General features: G+C 40.7%; 13 protein-coding genes. 6 read left to right on the forward strand and 7 right to left on the reverse strand.

The window, feature by feature from the left end:
* Window positions 1-516 precede the first annotated feature (516 nt).
* The gene (locus N518_RS0103170; RefSeq protein ID WP_005019090.1) at window positions 517-1,509 is read left to right on the forward strand and encodes a LysR family transcriptional regulator; all 993 of its coding nucleotides are present in this window, start codon (window positions 517-519) and stop codon (window positions 1,507-1,509) included.
* A 124-nt stretch (window positions 1,510-1,633) separates the two neighbouring features.
* A complete protein-coding gene (locus N518_RS0103175) occupies window positions 1,634-2,956 on the forward strand; it encodes a hemolysin family protein (protein WP_005027283.1) in 1,323 nt (440 codons plus the stop codon).
* A 343-nt stretch (window positions 2,957-3,299) separates the two neighbouring features.
* Here the strand turns inward: N518_RS0103175 and N518_RS0103180 are convergent, their stop codons facing one another.
* Together N518_RS0103180 and N518_RS0103185 are read right to left on the reverse strand one after the other, a co-directional pair.
* The gene (locus tag N518_RS0103180) at window positions 3,300-3,806 is read right to left on the reverse strand and encodes a hypothetical protein (protein WP_005027286.1); all 507 of its coding nucleotides are present in this window, start codon (window positions 3,804-3,806) and stop codon (window positions 3,300-3,302) included.
* A 167-nt stretch (window positions 3,807-3,973) separates the two neighbouring features.
* The gene (locus N518_RS0103185) at window positions 3,974-4,969 is read right to left on the reverse strand and encodes an NAD(P)H-quinone oxidoreductase (RefSeq protein ID WP_005405016.1); all 996 of its coding nucleotides are present in this window, start codon (window positions 4,967-4,969) and stop codon (window positions 3,974-3,976) included.
* A 305-nt stretch (window positions 4,970-5,274) separates the two neighbouring features.
* Here N518_RS0103185 and N518_RS0103190 point away from each other — a divergent pair, with 305 nt between their 5' ends.
* Window positions 5,275-7,677: a glycerophosphodiester phosphodiesterase family protein gene (locus N518_RS0103190; RefSeq protein WP_026443965.1), complete on the forward strand. Its 2,403-nt coding sequence runs from the start codon at window positions 5,275-5,277 to the stop codon at window positions 7,675-7,677.
* Between the two features lie 189 nt (window positions 7,678-7,866).
* Here the strand turns inward: N518_RS0103190 and cysN are convergent, their stop codons facing one another.
* The 4 genes from cysN to lysS all read right to left on the reverse strand — a co-directional run bounded on the left by cysN (window position 7,867) and on the right by lysS (window position 13,819).
* The gene (cysN, locus tag N518_RS0103195; RefSeq protein ID WP_005405014.1) at window positions 7,867-9,480 is read right to left on the reverse strand and encodes a sulfate adenylyltransferase subunit CysN; all 1,614 of its coding nucleotides are present in this window, start codon (window positions 9,478-9,480) and stop codon (window positions 7,867-7,869) included.
* 20 nt (window positions 9,481-9,500) lie between these two features.
* A complete protein-coding gene (gene cysD / locus N518_RS0103200) occupies window positions 9,501-10,424 on the reverse strand; it encodes a sulfate adenylyltransferase subunit CysD (protein ID WP_026443966.1) in 924 nt (307 codons plus the stop codon).
* 257 nt (window positions 10,425-10,681) lie between these two features.
* Window positions 10,682-12,136 (reverse strand): capsule assembly Wzi family protein, encoded by a 1,455-nt coding sequence (locus N518_RS0103205; RefSeq protein WP_026443967.1) that lies wholly within the window; start codon window positions 12,134-12,136, stop codon window positions 10,682-10,684.
* Window positions 12,137-12,289: 153 nt separating this feature from the next.
* Entirely contained in the window at window positions 12,290-13,819 is a 1,530-nt protein-coding gene (gene lysS, locus N518_RS0103210; RefSeq protein ID WP_005027297.1) for a lysine--tRNA ligase, read from the reverse strand.
* Window positions 13,820-14,064: 245 nt separating this feature from the next.
* Between lysS and N518_RS0103215 the strand changes: the two genes are divergently transcribed.
* Complete coding sequence (locus N518_RS0103215) at window positions 14,065-14,574, forward strand: YqiA/YcfP family alpha/beta fold hydrolase (RefSeq protein WP_005404380.1); 510 nt, start codon at window positions 14,065-14,067, stop codon at window positions 14,572-14,574.
* Between the two features lie 26 nt (window positions 14,575-14,600).
* Here the strand turns inward: N518_RS0103215 and N518_RS0103220 are convergent, their stop codons facing one another.
* Window positions 14,601-15,143, reverse strand: a complete 543-nt coding sequence (locus N518_RS0103220; RefSeq protein ID WP_005027299.1) for an adenine phosphoribosyltransferase — start codon at window positions 15,141-15,143, stop codon at window positions 14,601-14,603.
* A gap of 611 nt (window positions 15,144-15,754) precedes the next feature.
* On the opposite strand from N518_RS0103220, the gene rubA reads away from it, so the two are divergent.
* Together rubA and N518_RS0103235 are read left to right on the forward strand one after the other, a co-directional pair.
* Window positions 15,755-15,919, forward strand: a complete 165-nt coding sequence (gene rubA / locus N518_RS0103230) for a rubredoxin RubA (protein WP_005019074.1) — start codon at window positions 15,755-15,757, stop codon at window positions 15,917-15,919.
* Window positions 15,920-15,989: 70 nt separating this feature from the next.
* Complete coding sequence (locus N518_RS0103235) at window positions 15,990-17,168, forward strand: NAD(P)/FAD-dependent oxidoreductase (protein ID WP_005027302.1); 1,179 nt, start codon at window positions 15,990-15,992, stop codon at window positions 17,166-17,168.
* Window positions 17,169-17,227 lie beyond the last annotated feature (59 nt).

The raw sequence follows: 17,227 nt of genomic DNA on the forward strand, positions 1-17,227 counted from the left end.
AATTTGTTTAGATTTAGAACACTTCGTTACGATGAACACAGCTTAGTGGTGATAAAAAAATTAATCCAATATTCTCCATTGATTTTCAATATTTTTTTAGAAAATACCTAGATCAAAGTCGTATTATAATTATGTTTCAATATATTATATCATTGTTTTTATTAAATTATTTTAAATAAAATTTGAATTTTAATGTTTAATACTTAGCCATTTTTTGTTTATTAGACTTAAGTGGAGTGCTTTTGTAGTTCCAAGCAGGGCTTACAAATTAAGAGAAAAAATTATCATTTAAGGTTTTTTATAAAAATACATTTGTATATAGATTAAACTTTTAAATTTTTACTCCATTTAAAGTTAAATAATTATTCTAATCAATAAAATTGGATTTTTACTGATTAATACCTTTTAAACTTATTCAGATTATTTATCTGAATTTTTCAGTGCTTTTAGCACAAATATATTTAACTGTGGCATAATTCAATATGATTTAACATTTTTATTTTCGGTATTTATTTTATGAATCTTGAGCGGGTAGACCTGAATCTACTAATTTATCTTGATGTCCTTCTTCGCGAAAAAAATGTAACTCGTGCAGCAGAACAACTCGGGGTAACCCAGCCCGCCATGAGTAATATTTTACGTCGTTTACGTAACCTGTTCAATGATCCACTGCTGATCCGTTCATCTGAGGGTATGACCCCGACTGAACGTGCTCTAGAGTTACAGCCGCGTATTCGTGATGCGCTGGCTGATCTTTCCATGATTCTGGAGCCACGTACCGAATTTCGTCCTTATACGTCTAATCGCGTATTTCGTATTATGACTTCAGATTATGCTGAAGCAACCTTGGTGCCACGTCTGGTTAAGGCCTTGCGTTCAGAAGCACCCAATGTTGTACTGGACTTCTTAACACCAAGCGATGTGTCTTACCGTGATATGGAGCAAGGTAAAGTTGACCTGGCCATTAACCGTTTTAATGAGATTCCACAGAGTTTTCATCAGGTACTGGTGTGGCGTGACAGTTATTCTTGTCTGCTGAATAACAAGCATCCCGCCATGAACAATCTGAACCTGAAAAGTTATCTGGATGCCCAGCATATCTGGGTGTCTAAAACAGGTATGGGCGTTGGTTTTGGGGTGAATCCTGAGAAACAGGCCGGACTGGGCTGGATTGATCAAGCTTTAGAACGTATTGGCCAGAAACGCAAGATTTCAGTTTTTACCCGGCATTACCAGATGCCGGCGCTCTTGGCTGCAAATGTTGATCTGATTGCGACATTACCAACACGTATCGCACGTCTACAGGCGAAAAGCCAAAATCTGATTATTAAAGATCCGCCATTTTATATTCCTGAGTTTGAGCTGAAGATGGCATGGTGCCCGCTTTTGCATCATCACCCTGCCCATCGCTGGTTACGTCAGTTAATTTTATATGTAGCCCGTCAGATGATTGAAGATGAAAACCGAGAATTTCTGATGAATAATTCACAATTATCACCTCATTACTAGAGAGTAAATTTCTTTATTTTCTATTTTTCGGTTTATACTCTAAGGCTTAAGGAGAATTCTTATTCCTTAAGCCTTTTTTGTGTTAAAACAATTTCATAATAACGATGAATCACACAGGTGTCTTGTGAGCCTTTTTCAAAATATTGTCATCATTATTCTCCTGATCATTGGTGCAGGTTTTCTCTCATTAACTGAAATTGCACTGGCTGGCGCTCGTCGGGTCAAGCTCAAGATTCTGGCAGAATCCGGAGACGAGCGGGCAACTAAAGTTTTAATGTTACAAGAGCAGTCGGCAGACTTCTTCGCAGCTTCTCAAATTGGTCTAAATGCGGTAGCAATTTTAGGTGGTATTTTAGGTGAGGCTGCTTTCCGCCCTTATTTTGTAAATCTGATTGACCGTTTTTATGAAGGGCCCTGGACAGAAACGATAGGTTTTGCTCTTTCCTTTACGCTGGTAACTTCACTTTTTATTCTGTTCGCAGATCTTATGCCAAAACGTCTGGCCATGATTGCGCCTGAGAAAATTGCTGTTTCGGTGATTAATCCTATACAGATTTTTATCAAGGTCTGTAAACCTTTGGCTTGGTTCATTAATGCAATTGCCAATACTTTGTTTCGGCTATTTAAGGTAAATACCACCAGGGAAGATAATATTACTTTTGATGATATTTCTGCCGTAATGGATGCAGGTGCACAGGCGGGTGTCCTGCAAAAACAGGAACATCATTTTATTGAAAATGTTTTTGAGCTAGAAGAACGTAACGTACCCTCAAGTATGACCACCCGCGAAAATGTAGTGTACTTTACTTTAAAAGAGTCCGAGGCCAGCATTCGTCAGAAATTGGGAGAGTATCCCTATTCAAAATTTCTGGTTTGTAATGAACATATCGATGAAGTAATTGGCTATGTAGACGCCAAAGATATATTGGTACGAATTTTAAATAACCAGTCCCTGCTTCAACTCAATGAAAATACCATACGTACTGTATTGACCATACCAGATTCGCTAACGCTTTCTGAACTGCTTGACCGTTTTCGTTCAACCAAAGAAAAGTTTGCAGTTGTTATTAATGAATATGCTTTGGTGGTCGGGGTAATTACTTTAAGTGATATTATGATTACTGTTATGGGGGATTGGGTGACGCCACTTGAAGAAGAACAGCAAATCATTAAACGGGATAATAATTCCTGGTTAATTGATGGCAGTACCCCCATCGAAGATTTGAAACATGCCCTCGAAATTGATGAAATGCCGGATGAAGACAATTATGAAACCTTAGCTGGTTTTATGATGTACCAGCTCCGCAAGATTCCACGCCCTGCCGATGTAGTAATTTATACCAACTACAAGTTCGAAGTCGTGGATGTTGACCATTTCAAAATAGATCAGCTTCTAGTGACCCGTATGCTGGAACCCAACGCTACGCCTTCTACAGAGCAGGAATAAGAGAATTTTATAGGAATAAAAATAATAGGCGATTTACCTACCTGTATTTCTCTAATTTTTTCTGCCATCTAACGTGTGGCACAAATGATTAGATAAAGAGAAATTATTTAAGCTTTACGGCTTGCTAGCTCATTTTTCTTGAGCTTAGTTGACATCATATAGCTATAAACTTAAGCAGTTGGCAAATTGGCTTAACCGCCTTAAAGCAATTAACTGGAAGTATATGATTTTCAGTTAACTGGCCGATTTAATTATGCAGTTTTTATAAATTATAAATAATTATAAAATCATATTCATAAGGACATTAAAAAAGAGCCAGCTGGCTCTTTTTACATGAAATGATTTATTGCAGATTCAGCAAAGTATCGAGTACTGCCTCATAATGAATCTGGATATCTTCTGATAAGATTTTATAGGCATTGTCAAACTGTACCATTGGCCAGCCTTCTTTCCAGAATGGAAAGATATTATGCAGGTCATGAGTCACCACTGCTTCTTCACGGGTAATTGCCTGAGCTACTTGTGCCAATACCTGAGCAGTTTGTGCCCCATCAATTGCCATATAATCGATTCCGTGTGCTTTAAGAATACGAATACGGTCTTTCTTATAGCGAATTTTTTTGGCCTGGGCCTCATTTAGGTTTAGTGCAAGGGTTACCGCTTCAACAAAATTATTTTCAAAAGCCTGATTCAGTGCAATCAGAGCATTCCGATGACTTTCCTGACGTCCAGCCTTGCCACCGGAACGAATGATTTCTTTTGCCTGTATATCTAAGGCATCATTTTTCATGGCATTTAGAATATCCAGTTTTTCAATATCGCTAAGCTGTTCGGAAGAGTGTTCAGTCATGGAAAGTCCTTGGACAATATACTAAACGCTTATTTTGACATAAAATGACTTCTGAAAATGTGATTTTAGATATGGGACCGTATTTAAATTCATGTTTCTCTCTATTTTAAATTTCATGGTGAGAAAAAACCGCCTAACGGGCGGCTTTTTAATAACAGAAATACAGATTAGAGTATTTCTACTACAACTTTGCCTACATGTTCGCCCGTATCCATTGCTGCATGAGCATCTTGTATCTGATCGAACTTAAAGGTCTGATAAATCATTGGCAAACACTCACCTTTTGCCAATAAAGGCCAGACATGCTGTTTTAGACCTTCAGCAATGGTGTGTTTTTCTGCAGTATTGCGTGCACGCATGGTCGAACCAGTAATAGTCAGACGTTTCATCATAATATGGCCAAGGTTTATTTCTTTGGCTTTACGTCCACCTAAAAAGGCCAGATAAACCAAACGACCATCTTTACGCAGCAGGTTCAAGTTACGTTCAAGATAGGGTGCCCCAACAATATCCAGTATCACATCTATACCGCTCTTGTCAGTCTTCTCAGTAATGTAGCTTTCAAAGTCTTGGGTTTTATAATTAATCGCATCTGTCAGATGCGCAATTGCTGCAACTTTTTCATCACTGCCGACTGTGGCGAAAGTTTTAATGCCTAGTGCCTTACATAACATTAAGGCTGTAGTACCAATACCACTGGTGCCACCATGAATCAGTACAGTTTCCCCGGCTTTGGCTTTACCCATCTGAAACAGGTTAGCCCAAACCGTAAAAAATGTTTCTGGAATAGCAGCAGCCTGAACTAGGCTGACTCCTTCTGGAACTATTAGAGTCTGGGTTTCAGGTACTACACAATATTCGGCATAGCCACCACCATTGGTGAGTCCACAGACCGGATCACCTACTTTAAACTGAGTTACGTCTTTACCTACTGCTTCGACCACACCAGCCACTTCCAGACCAGGAACCGGAGTGACCCCTGCAGGCATCGGATAAAGTCCCTGACGTTGCAGGATATCTGGCCGGTTAATTCCGAAAGCATGAACCTTGACTAAAACTTCATCAGCTTTTGGTACTGGAATAGCAACACTTTCATAGGCCAGCTTTTCTGGGCCGCCCGGTTCAGTAATAATGACCTGTTGCATGGTGGTTTGCTGTGACATGATCTTTCCCTATCTGTTACTGTTCAAGTTTCTAGCTGCTATTTGAACATATAAATTTGCCACAATGAAGCTTAGCCGGATTTATGTATACATTTAAACAGCAACCGGCAGATTACCGGTTTTCACTCCACTTATTTACATTCCCCGCATAAAACATTAGCTATCAGCATACTTGTGTCTCATCCATATGAAATTAATAAAACTTTAATATGTAAGAATTTTTTAAATAACTGCTGAATCCATCTACTTGTCATTTTAGTGCTCTAGCCTTCTGGCCCGAACTATAACTAAAACTGAGGTTACTCATGAAATTTGCCAAGTTGAGCTTTACTATCTTGCTGGTTCTGGGCCTTGTCGCCTGTAATGATGATCACGACTCAAGTGGAAATAACGGCTCGAATGATACGCCAGTAGTGACTCCTCCAGCTCCAACCCCCACTAACCCAAGTGAAGAAGTACCACAACCCAAAATTTACATTGATGAAACTTTTGACCAGCTGACCGCTCTTCCGGCAGGCTGGATTGCCCCTAAAGCAAATGCAGGAAAAGTTTATATAGAAAATAGCAGTCTATTTATTGATGGCCGGGCTAATGATACCCAGATGACTTCGGTTATCTTGCCTGAAGAATTTCATAAATTACGCGACTATCGGATCGATATTGAGTTTAGCTATCCTGAAAAAAATAATGCTACCCGCTGGGGCAGTATTATGTATCGTGCAGCTGATGCTTTAAGTGAACCGGCATTTACACCTTATTACCAGTTTGCAATCCGTGCCGAGGCAACTGGAGCAAGTGGTGTAGAACTGGCATTACGACAGCCTACCAATGCCTGGAATGTGTTACAAAAAGGGGCCTATAAAGAAAATATCGAAGGTGATAGAACCTATAAAGCCACGGTAGTCGTATCCGGCAACCGGGTACGCCATTATCTGGATAATAATCTGATCCACGATACCACTTTACCTTACAACCTGAATCAGGGCGGAATAGGACTCTCGACTGCGGGTCTCTTGATGCGGGTAGATAGTATCAAGGTTACCCAACAGTTGGATGCCTTGCCTGAATCAAATAAAGTTACGCCTATAGCCGAGCAGAGCCTGCCGGTTTCTATGGCACCCACTTTGATTCAGCCCGCCTCAACTCAAGGAGTGATTTCAAATGCTGTAAGCCAAGTTTATTATCAGCTGGACGATCAGTTAAATATTCTTGATACATCCAATAAAAAAATCACTTCTCTAAAAGATTATTTAAGTGATCCTAAACGTAACACCATGCCCCTGTTCAGCATTAAAAACGAGTCAACAATTGAACATTTAAAGGTATTTTCAGATTCAGTTGATATTGCAGACATTACGTTAAGTTCAGACAACGTTGAGCTACTACGTAAAGCCCGTATCAGCCTGCCCACAGTACGGACTGCACTGGATTATTCAAAACAGCTAAACCTGACCAATAGCGTAAAAGATATTGTCACTATTACTCATAACACCAATACGGCTTTGGCAAAAATTATAATTTTACCTGAGCAGCTTGTGAATGATATCACTGTTAGCCATTTACAACGGTTATTGCTTACACCGTGGGCTTATAGCACCACTACTGATCCGGTAAAGGCTGCCAGGATTCTTACAAGTGGGGTTAATGGAATTATTGCTACCTCTCCTGATGTATTTCAGAACATCATGAAAAGTATGAAACCAAATACTCTGCTTCGCAAACCGCTTATTACCGGTCACCGTGGTATACCGGCACTTGATGATGAAAATACTCTAGAAGGTGCATTAAAGGCCGTTGAAGTAGGAGCAGATGCAGTTGAAAACGATATCTATCTGACTACTGACGGTCATATTGTCATTATGCATGATGGGTCAGCGAAACGGACAACTGGGGTAGACCGTAATATTGAAGATATGACATTAGCTGAAGTACGTCAGCTTCGTACACTAGGCTATAACCGTACTGTACCTACTTTAGAGGAATTTCTGGACGCTGTAAAACCTCATAAGAATGTAATGCATTTTATTGAAATCAAGAGTTCTAAACCAGAAATTGTACCTGCATTAAAAGCTTTGTTAGATAAACATGATGTTTATGATCAAGTCGTGGTGATCAGTTTTAATGGGCCTCAACTTTTAAAGATGAAAAATATTTTACCAGGTGTATCTACCGGTTTTCTAACTAACACTCCTACCGCAGAAAGCGATATAGTCAATACACGTCGTATCCTAGATGCAACGCAGCAGTATTCCTCTACCTTTAATCCATCCTATAATGGGTTGTCTACCAATTTAATGAATATGGCCAAAGACCGGGGTGTAACATTCTGGCCATGGACTTTCCGTACAAATAAGGCCGATTTCAACCGGATGTATATTGCAGGAACCCATGGTTTAACCACTGACTACGCTCATGATGCATCAGACTTTGTGGTAAAACTCAAAGTCCCTGCTCAGGTTAATGCCAGTATTGGTAAGCCTGTCAGTATTCAGGGTGAAAAGATTACGCAGAAAGGCCAAGTTAGCAATATTACTTTTAGTCAGATGCTGCTATTACCTACTTCCGGAAAATACAGCCAGAATGCGCAAGGGCAACTAAGTTTCTCTGAGAAAGGTACAGCTTACGTTATGCCGAGCTATACCTATAATATTGACACAACCAGTCAATATACAATTTATGCGCCACCTGTACAGGTAAATGTTCAGTAATCTTTTTTTTAAATTAAAAACCAGACTGGTTCGCCGGTTTGGTTTTTCTGATGTATAAGTAAAAGTAATCAAATTAGAAATCCATCGATTAAAATAAAAGTTTTCAACACGGAAATTTAATATTTTTATAAGTATGCTTTTAATAAAAAAACCCGCCATTAAGACGGGTTTTTTTAAAATAGTTGAGTCTTATAGACGAACTAATTCGACAATTTTATCAGCCAGATCTTCAACCGTATCTAAATTGAGCTTAACATCAGCACCTTCTGTAATATCTGTAATCACTACAATACCTGTTTCACGTAACAGGATTGCCTGCTCTGCCGTTAAGCCAACCTTAGCAAGTGCAACTATGCCCTGCTGCATGAGTAGACTTTCCAGCCCTTGAGCATGTTCAAGTACTTGTGTATTTACACTCACAACCGCAGGTTTTTGACCTAAACGTGCAGCACGGTCTTCTGCAGTAACTGGCTTGCCATTGGCATTCCACTCAACGGCAGATTCAACCATACCTGCGCCAACTGTCACATTGCTCAGACGGTCAATAAAAATAAATGCACCGGTATAGCGGCTGTCCTGGTAACGGTCAAAGACTACAGGTGCATCAAATTCCACTGTTACATTGGCAATTGCATTAAGTTCAAGCTGTTCTACCTGAGTTTGCTCAAGCGTATTCACATTGACGCGGTAATTAATCTCGGTGACTTTGGCTGGAACAGTTTGTGTGCCTAGCTTAATATTATAAAGCTTGCCTTTTACAAGAGGCTGATCAGTCATCCATACGACGGTAGCACGTACAGAACGTGAGATTTCTGGCTGGTCACCTGCTTTAACAATCAGGTTACCGCGAGAAATATCAATCTCATCATTCAAGGTTAAAGTGACTGCCTGCCCTGCAACTGCCTGCTCAAGATTACCATCATAGGTCACGATTTCTTTGACTGTTGATCGTTTACCTGATGGTAAGGCAATGATTTCATCACCCACATTTACCGTGCCTAATGCAATCGTACCAGCAAATCCACGAAAATCCAGATTTGGACGGTTTACGTACTGCACTGGAAAACGGAATTCCTGCTTAGCAGAATTACGGTTGATCTCTACATTTTCCAGCGTCGCCATCAGGGTCTGGCCCTTATACCATGGGGTATTGGCTGATGGATTGACTACATTGTCACCATTTAATGCTGAAATCGGCGTAAAGATAATATTAGCCGGTTTACGGTCGCCCAGCTGATTAACAAAATCATTGTACTCAGCCTGGATCTCGTTAAAACGGGCTTCAGAAAAGTCTACCAAGTCCATTTTGTTAATGGCAACAATAATATTTTTAATACCTAACAGGCTGGCGATATAGCTGTGACGGCGGGTTTGGGTCTGTACCCCATAACGTGCATCAATCAGAATAATGGCAAGGTCACAGGTTGAGGCTCCGGTTGCCATATTCCGAGTATACTGCTCATGTCCCGGTGTATCGGCAATAATGAATTTGCGCTTTTCTGTTGAGAAATAACGGTAAGCGACATCAATCGTAATGCCCTGCTCGCGTTCTGCTTGTAAACCGTCAACCAGAAGAGCCAGATCCGGTGCATCCCCTGTAGTGCCGACTTTTTTACTGTCGCGGGTTACTGCCTGTAACTGATCTTCATAGATCAGCTTTGAATCAAATAATAAGCGGCCAATTAAGGTACTTTTACCATCGTCAACATTACCACACGTCAAAAAACGTAGAAGGTCTTTTTGCTCGTGCTGTTTAAGGTAAGCCAGAATATCCTGGCTAATCAGTTCAGACTGATGAGACATACATCACGCTCCACAAATTTTTAGAAATAACCTTCTTGCTTTTTCTTTTCCATCGACCCTGCTTCATCATGGTCAATCATGCGACCCTGACGTTCGGAGCTGGTGGTTAAAAGCATTTCCTGAATGATATCCGGCAAGGTTGCTGCTGTAGATTCCACAGCCCCTGTAAGCGGATAACAGCCTAATGTACGGAAACGTACAGATTTCATTTGTGGAACTTCGCCTTCTTTCAGACGCATACGCTCATCATCTACCATAATCAGTGTACCATCACGTTCTACCACTGGACGTACAGCAGAGAAATACAAAGGTACAAGTTCTATATTTTCAAGGAAAATATATTGCCAGATATCAAGCTCGGTCCAGTTTGATAAAGGAAAGACACGAATACTTTCACCTTTATTTACTTTACCGTTATAAATATTCCAGAGTTCTGGTCGCTGGTTTTTTGGGTCCCAGCGGTGTTTAGAATCACGGAATGAATAGACGCGTTCTTTAGCACGTGATTTTTCTTCATCACGACGTGCACCGCCAAAAGCTGCATCAAACTGGTATTTGTCCAAAGCTTGCTTTAAACCTTGGGTCTTCATGATATCAGTATATTTTGAGCTGCCTTGATCAAACGGATTGATTCCGGCATCGTGGCCTTCTTTATTCTGATGAACAATCAGATCCAGACCCAGTTTCTTCGCCATCTCATCACGGAACTTGATCATGGCACGGAATTTCCAGCCGGTATCTACATGCAGTAACGGAAAAGGAAGCTTAGCTGGATAAAATGCTTTCATAGCCAGATGAAGCATTACCGCAGAATCTTTACCAATAGAATACAACATCACCGGATTTTCAAATTCGGCAGCAACTTCACGAATAATGTGAATGCTTTCAGCTTCAAGCTGTTTTAGATGTGTAAGTCTTTCCTCAGTTGGAGGAACGATTGCCATAACAACTCCGGATGTCTATCTTGATTAAAACTTGGATCGATGCTTATTACGCATCTGACGAACTATATTCATTATAGTGATTTGCCAGTCTGGGCTATTGCTTCTTTTGTGATATGTATATTCTTGGTTTTCATATAAGAAGTTATAAATTGTGCATTAAATAAAACCTATACAATGAACTAACTGGGTTCATCAGTTATTTAGAATAGCGAACAATAAAAAAGCCTGCATTTAGCAGGCTTTTCTTTTAGACACAACTAGCGAAATGCTGCCCAAGCACGATCCAACGGAAACTCGATTCCGACTGATACACCGGCATCATTACCATTCGCATCTGAATCACTTAGCCAGCCATTCAGTTTTAAAGGAATATCAGGCTGCATATAATGGGTCCAGGTTAAATCGACTGCCTTAATTTCATCATCCTGTGCAAAAGCTAAATTATTTTTCGCACTTCGTTCAGATTGATTAACTTTTGCAACCAGGGCGCGTCCACTTAAACGGTTCATAATATCAAAGCGAATATCTCCACCAATAGAGACCATTTGAGCATCGCCTCCCAATGCGTGTCCTAAAGGATAGCCATGCTGATAGTAACCGTCAGTATAAGTACTATGAGTATAAGAAACACCTCGAACCTCGCCGTTGGTTCGAGTATCTGCCCACTCGGCATAAAGTTGAAATGGCAGGTTTTTATAGACAGATGAGTAGTCTACACCAGCTAAATACATTTTCTTTGATGGCAAGCCTCCAGCTTCATCCTCACCCACATACTGACCGTAAATACCTACCGGTGTATTTAAAAGTGGTATAAGATTCAGACGTGCATCAAATCCTGCAAGCTGGTTAGAAGGATCAGGCTCACCTGTTCCCCCATTATCTTTATTACCAACGAAAGCATCCCAAAGCGAACTTAAACTTTCTGGACGGCCCTCTCCTCCCCACTGGATCATTCGGGATGCCCCCAATTCGAGATAAGGTAAAGGCTGAGCTGTCAGACGCAGTCCAATCAGTTTCGCATCTGGTACTGCAGAGTAATCATCAAGTTGACCTGCGAACGCCTGATACTGCCAAGGCCCAATCCATGAAAGTAATGGTGTTTCAAAAGAATCTTGTACTGCACGCTGAGCAGTAACACCAATAACAGGACGACTAGCATCACCACGAATCAGACTGCCATCATGTCCTGGTCCCCACCAGCTTGGGATCTGACCGGCAATTACCCACTGATTCCAGAGTTTACCAGCAATATAGGAACCTTCGACATTAATATCCTGTCCATTGTCAATTTGCGGATCTTTCTCTGCATTCACCCGGACTTTCGCATCCCAGTTTTCTCCTCCTGCATTGAATTCAAGCGCGGCCTGATACTGGGCTTTCTGTTTGTCGCCGAAAGCTTGTGGTAGAACCTTCTGGTCAGTTTCAGCAAATAGCCCGGCTTTTAGCATATTATTGTCAGCTTTTAGAGTATTGAGTACAGAATCAATTACTTTTTGCTGAGTAGTATTTTTGATATTAGCTTGTGCAAGAGCGCGTTGAATTTCATCTCCACTCAGCGGCCAAGTTGAAGTACTGATCTGAATTACACCTTGTTGGTTTAACCAGTTCAGATCAGTACGCAAATCTTGGTTATTGAGGACCAGACCTTGTGCCCAGACAGGAGAAGACAGGACCGATAAAAGGGAAAGGCCCAAAACTTTTTTTAAAAACATTGTAGTGTCATGCTCAGGTGTAATTATTGTTACCAACCTTAAAGATTTCGTTTAGGTTTTTCAACATTGTAAATTCGGCTATTTACATATCTATAACTAAATCTTGGAATATAAAAAAGCCTGCATTCAGCAGGCTTCTCTTTATTTTAGTAATCAGACATCTTTACGACGCATGTGTGGGAATAAAATTACATCACGAATACTTGGCGCATCTGCAAAAATCATTACCAGACGGTCAATACCAATTCCCTCTCCGGCGGTTGGTGGCAGGCCATATTCTAAAGCTTCAATGAACTCTGCATCATAGTGCATTGCTTCATCATCACCTGCATCTTTCTCTTCAACCTGAGCCTGAAAACGCTCTGCCTGATCAATCGGGTCATTCAGCTCTGAAAAGCCATTGGCAAGTTCACGACCACCGATAAAAAATTCGAAACGGTCTGTAATATGGGGGTTATCATTATTACGGCGTGCCAATGGAGAGGTTTCTGCCGGGTACTCAGTAATAAAAGTCGGCTGGCGCAGTTTGGTTTCTACTGTTTCTTCAAAAACGATTGTTTGCAGCTTACCTAAACCAAAACCAGCTTTCACCTGTTCTTTAAGTTCTTCCCGAACAAATTTTGCCAAGAATTCCCGGTCATTAACATTTTCTGGTGTAAATTCCGGATTATGCTCAAGAATGGCATCAAACATCGAGATTTTCTTGTATGGCCCTTTGAAGTTAAAAACTTCTCCCTGATAAGGCACATCGGTTGTTCCCAGAATATCGAGCGCCAGTTTTTCTAGCATATTCTCGGTCAGTTGCATCAGGTCTTTATAATCTGCATAAGCCTGATAAAACTCGATCATAGTAAATTCCGGATTATGTCGGGTCGATACCCCTTCATTACGAAAGTTACGGTTAATCTCAAATACTCGTTCAAAGCCGCCCACAACCAAACGTTTTAGGTAAAGCTCAGGCGCAATACGCAGAAAGAGTGGCATATCCAGCGCATTATGGTGAGTTTCAAACGGACGTGCTGAAGCACCACCAGGAATGACATGCATCATCGGCGTCTCAACTTCCATGAAACGTTCACTGTTCAGGTAACTACGGATGCCTGCAACAACTTTGGCACGAATTTCAAATGTTTTACGGGTTTCTTCGTTAACAATTAAATCCAGATAACGTTTACGATACTTAACTTCAGTATCGTTTAAACCATGAAACTTATCAGGCAATGGACGGAGCGATTTGGTGAGTAATTCAAAATGTTCGATATGAACATAAAGATCTCCTTTACCTGAACGCCCAATGTAACCTTGTACAGCAATAATATCACCAAGGTCCAAGCCCTTAATGCTTGCAAGAGTCTGTTCATCTAATTCTTTACGTGCAACATAAAGCTGAATACGGCCAGTCATATCCTGAATGACAATGAAGGAGCCACGATTCAGCATCACGCGCCCTGCTACAGACACATAAACTTTTTCACCAGCTTCAATTTCTTCTTTGGTTTTGCCAGCAAAAAGATTCTGTAGATCCTGCGCATAATGTTCACGTTTAAATGTATTTGGCCAAGGACTCTTACCAGTCTCTTCGGCCTGCTCTTTGATCTGTTTTAGTTTGGCATGACGCTGTGCAATTAAATCGTTTTCGGAAATAGTGTGTTCAGAAGTCGATTGAGCGTTATGTTGCGTCATCTCTGCCTCGATTCAAGTATAAAAAGAAGTCACATAGCATAGCAGATTGGTTACATTTTTCGTATGCCTTGCATCACGCTAAAGCAAAATAATTTCATCAATGCATTTTACTTAGACTTTGATCTAATCTAGACCAATAGCTAACAGCCAAGCGACAGGCGCAAAATTAAACTACCTACCGGAAGGGACAAGAAAAGATAACGGATATCTTGGATATTTCTGGATAGCGATTTGAAGTAAATTAAATGAATAAGTGCACATTAAAGATATTATTTATGCATGGGCTGGATTCCTCACGGGAATCTACCAAGTTCCATGCACTTCAGTCAGAAAATAAATGCTGTATTACAGTGGACTATCGTAATCTGAATTATCAGACAGTTGCTCACTTTTATCAGGAAATAATCCAGAAAATTCAGCCTGATGTGCTGGTAGGACATAGCCTGGGTGCGTACTGGGCATTAAAGATGTCGGCCTTATTCAAGCTACCGGCACTGGTTGCCAATCCCAGTTTGAAACCACAATTCCGGACAGATTATCCATCTATTAATGAGACAGATCTGGATTCTGATGCACCCAAAATTGCATATCTTGAACTGGGTGATGAAGAGCTGAATATGCTGGAAGCACAAGAATATCTGGAACAGTTTATGCTAGTTGAAGCAGTAGAAGGCGGTTGTCACCGCCTGTCTAATCCGGATAATTTAAATCAGCTGTTGCATCATCTGGAGAACCATTTTTTGCAACCTATCTGAATTATCCGGCTTTATAAGAATAAATTTTAGGCGACTTGTGCTTCAGGCTGGGTACGTTCATCCAGAACAGACCAGATATTAACCCCTAAATCACTATGTAAATCTGGCAGGTCAAGTAAAATACTTGCTCCAAGAATATGATGCTGACATTTTTCAGCAAGCTGTTTTACAGCTTTTAAAGTACCGCCTGTAGCCAGCACGTCATCAACAATAATAACTTTCTGTGGTGCAATACCATCAGCCATTTCCAGACGGTCTACGCCATACTCAAGACTATAACCAACACCCACTACTGGAGGCGGCAATTTGCCAGCTTTACGCACCAGTAATAAACCTTTATTTAAACGCTGGGCTAAAAGACTGGCCAAAACAAAACCACGTGCTTCTACCGCCAGGAAACTGTCGACTTCATTTAGCGCTTCAGCCGGAATGCTAGCAATTAAAGCATCTGTTAAAGCGGCAATATTCTGCATGAATAAAGGTGTCAGGTCGTAAAAACATATACCGGGCTTAGGGAAATCTTGTACCGTGCGGATATGAGTCCACAATGTTGTATGCAAACTGGTCATGGGAGAGGATCTGAAAAAACGAAAAAGAATGCATGAATTTTATGCTTTTATTCAGGTTATAGCCAGTTATCTAATGCAGAGTATTCAGTAATCAAAAAAATAAAAAATATAAGTGTCTGAATTTAATTAATTTTAATTAAAGGTATTTCTAAATAAAATTTTACCTATCTTTAAAATAAATGAATCATCGCTGCCCAGCTAGTAGACTATGGTCTTATTATCTAGGCTTCTCCTTTTTTAGTCTCATGTCTGTTATCAGATATTTTATTAAAAATAATGACTGATCCTATATTTGATATTTGATATTTGATATTTGATATTTGATATTTGATAATTTTAAAACAATTAATATTTTTATATCCTTACAGATTCAGTCATTTAGGAATAAATAGTACAAAATATTGCCTGTTTGCCCCTCCTTTTGACCTACTCTGCCATTACCTCAGTTTTCAAACTGGTTAAACTCCGGTATTTGCTTTACTTTGACTGCTGAACAGCGTAAAAATTTATGGCAAGATGAACATTCCTGAATGTTTATAATTTTAAAGATTTAACAATAGCTGCTTGTTTTTCCTGCCAGGTCTTTTGGCCCAGCAGTTTTGGAGATACAGATGAAGAAGTACCAATGCATCGTTTGTGGTTGGATTTATGACGAAGCTCAAGGTTGGCCACAAGATGGCATCGCACCGGGAACAAAATGGGAAGATATTCCGGATGACTGGACCTGCCCGGATTGTGGGGTATCTAAAGCAGATTTCGAGATGATCGAAGTTTAAATAATACTAAGACCATGCCCGACATGGTCTTTTTTACATCGAGCATAATTTATTGAACATGGAGAAAAATATGGACCCTATCGTCATTATCGGCTCAGGGATGGCAGGCTATACCCTTGCACGGGAGTTCCGTAAATTAAATACTGAACAGGAACTTGTGATGATTTGTGCCGATGATGCAGTAAATTATGCTAAACCGACTCTTTCAAACGCCTTGGCAGGTAATAAATCACCTGAACAGATTCCATTGGGTGATGCACAGAAAATGGCGGCCCAGCTCAATATGCAGATTGAGACCTTTACTTGGGTAAAAGAAATTCATCCTGAGCAGCATGAACTGCTCATTGAAAAAGATCAGCAGTCCCGAAAGCAGAAATATTCCAAGCTGATTCTGGCCGTTGGGGCTAATCCGGTTCGCCTGAATATTGCCGGGAACGCCAGTGAAGATATTCATGTCGTAAATTCATTAATCGACTACCGTACATTCCGTGAAAATCTGTCATCGCGTAAAGATAAGCGTGTTGTGATTTTAGGTGCGGGTCTAATTGGCTGTGAATTTGCCAATGACTTGCAGCATACCGGACACGGCGTTACTGTGATTGATCTGTCCTCACAACCGCTTGGCCGTTTATTACCTCAGCATGTGGCCAGTTCATTCCAGCATAAACTGGAACAGGCCGGTATCAAGTTTGTGTTTAATACTACTGTAGAGCAGGTTAATAAAATTGAAAATGATGACTATGTTGTGAGTCTTGCAAATGGAAAAGTATTGGAGGCTGATATCGTGCTTTCTGCAATTGGCTTGCAGCCAAACCTTGAACTGGCGAAAGCAGCCCAGATTCAGACCAGTCGCGGTATAGTTACAAATGGCCTGCTGGAAACCAGTCAGCCTGATATTTATGCCGTAGGTGACTGTGCCGAGGTAAATGGAACCCTGCTCCCTTATGTCATGCCGATTATGCAACAGGCACGGGCTCTGGCTAAAACCTTAAATGGTGAGCATACTCACGTCCATTATCCGGCTATGCCCGTTGCAGTAAAAACTCCGGCTGCCCCTCTTACTGTTCTTCCTGCCCCTTTAGATATTGAAGTCTCCTGGGAAAATGAAGAGCTTGAAGATGGTCTGATTGCCAAAGCTGTAGATGCTTCAGGAACATTACGCGGTTTTGTTTTACTTGGTCCAACAGCAGGCAAGCAGCGCCTGAACCTGGCAAAACAGGTCCCTGACTTGATTCCGCCTCAAGTTTAGCGCATAAATAAGCAGAGTGATTTTCAGTCAATACCGCTGTTTCGGGAGATAAGTGGTTT

The organism is Acinetobacter sp. UNC436CL71CviS28 (assembly GCF_000620525.1).
GTDB lineage: Bacteria > Pseudomonadota > Gammaproteobacteria > Pseudomonadales > Moraxellaceae > Acinetobacter > Acinetobacter radioresistens.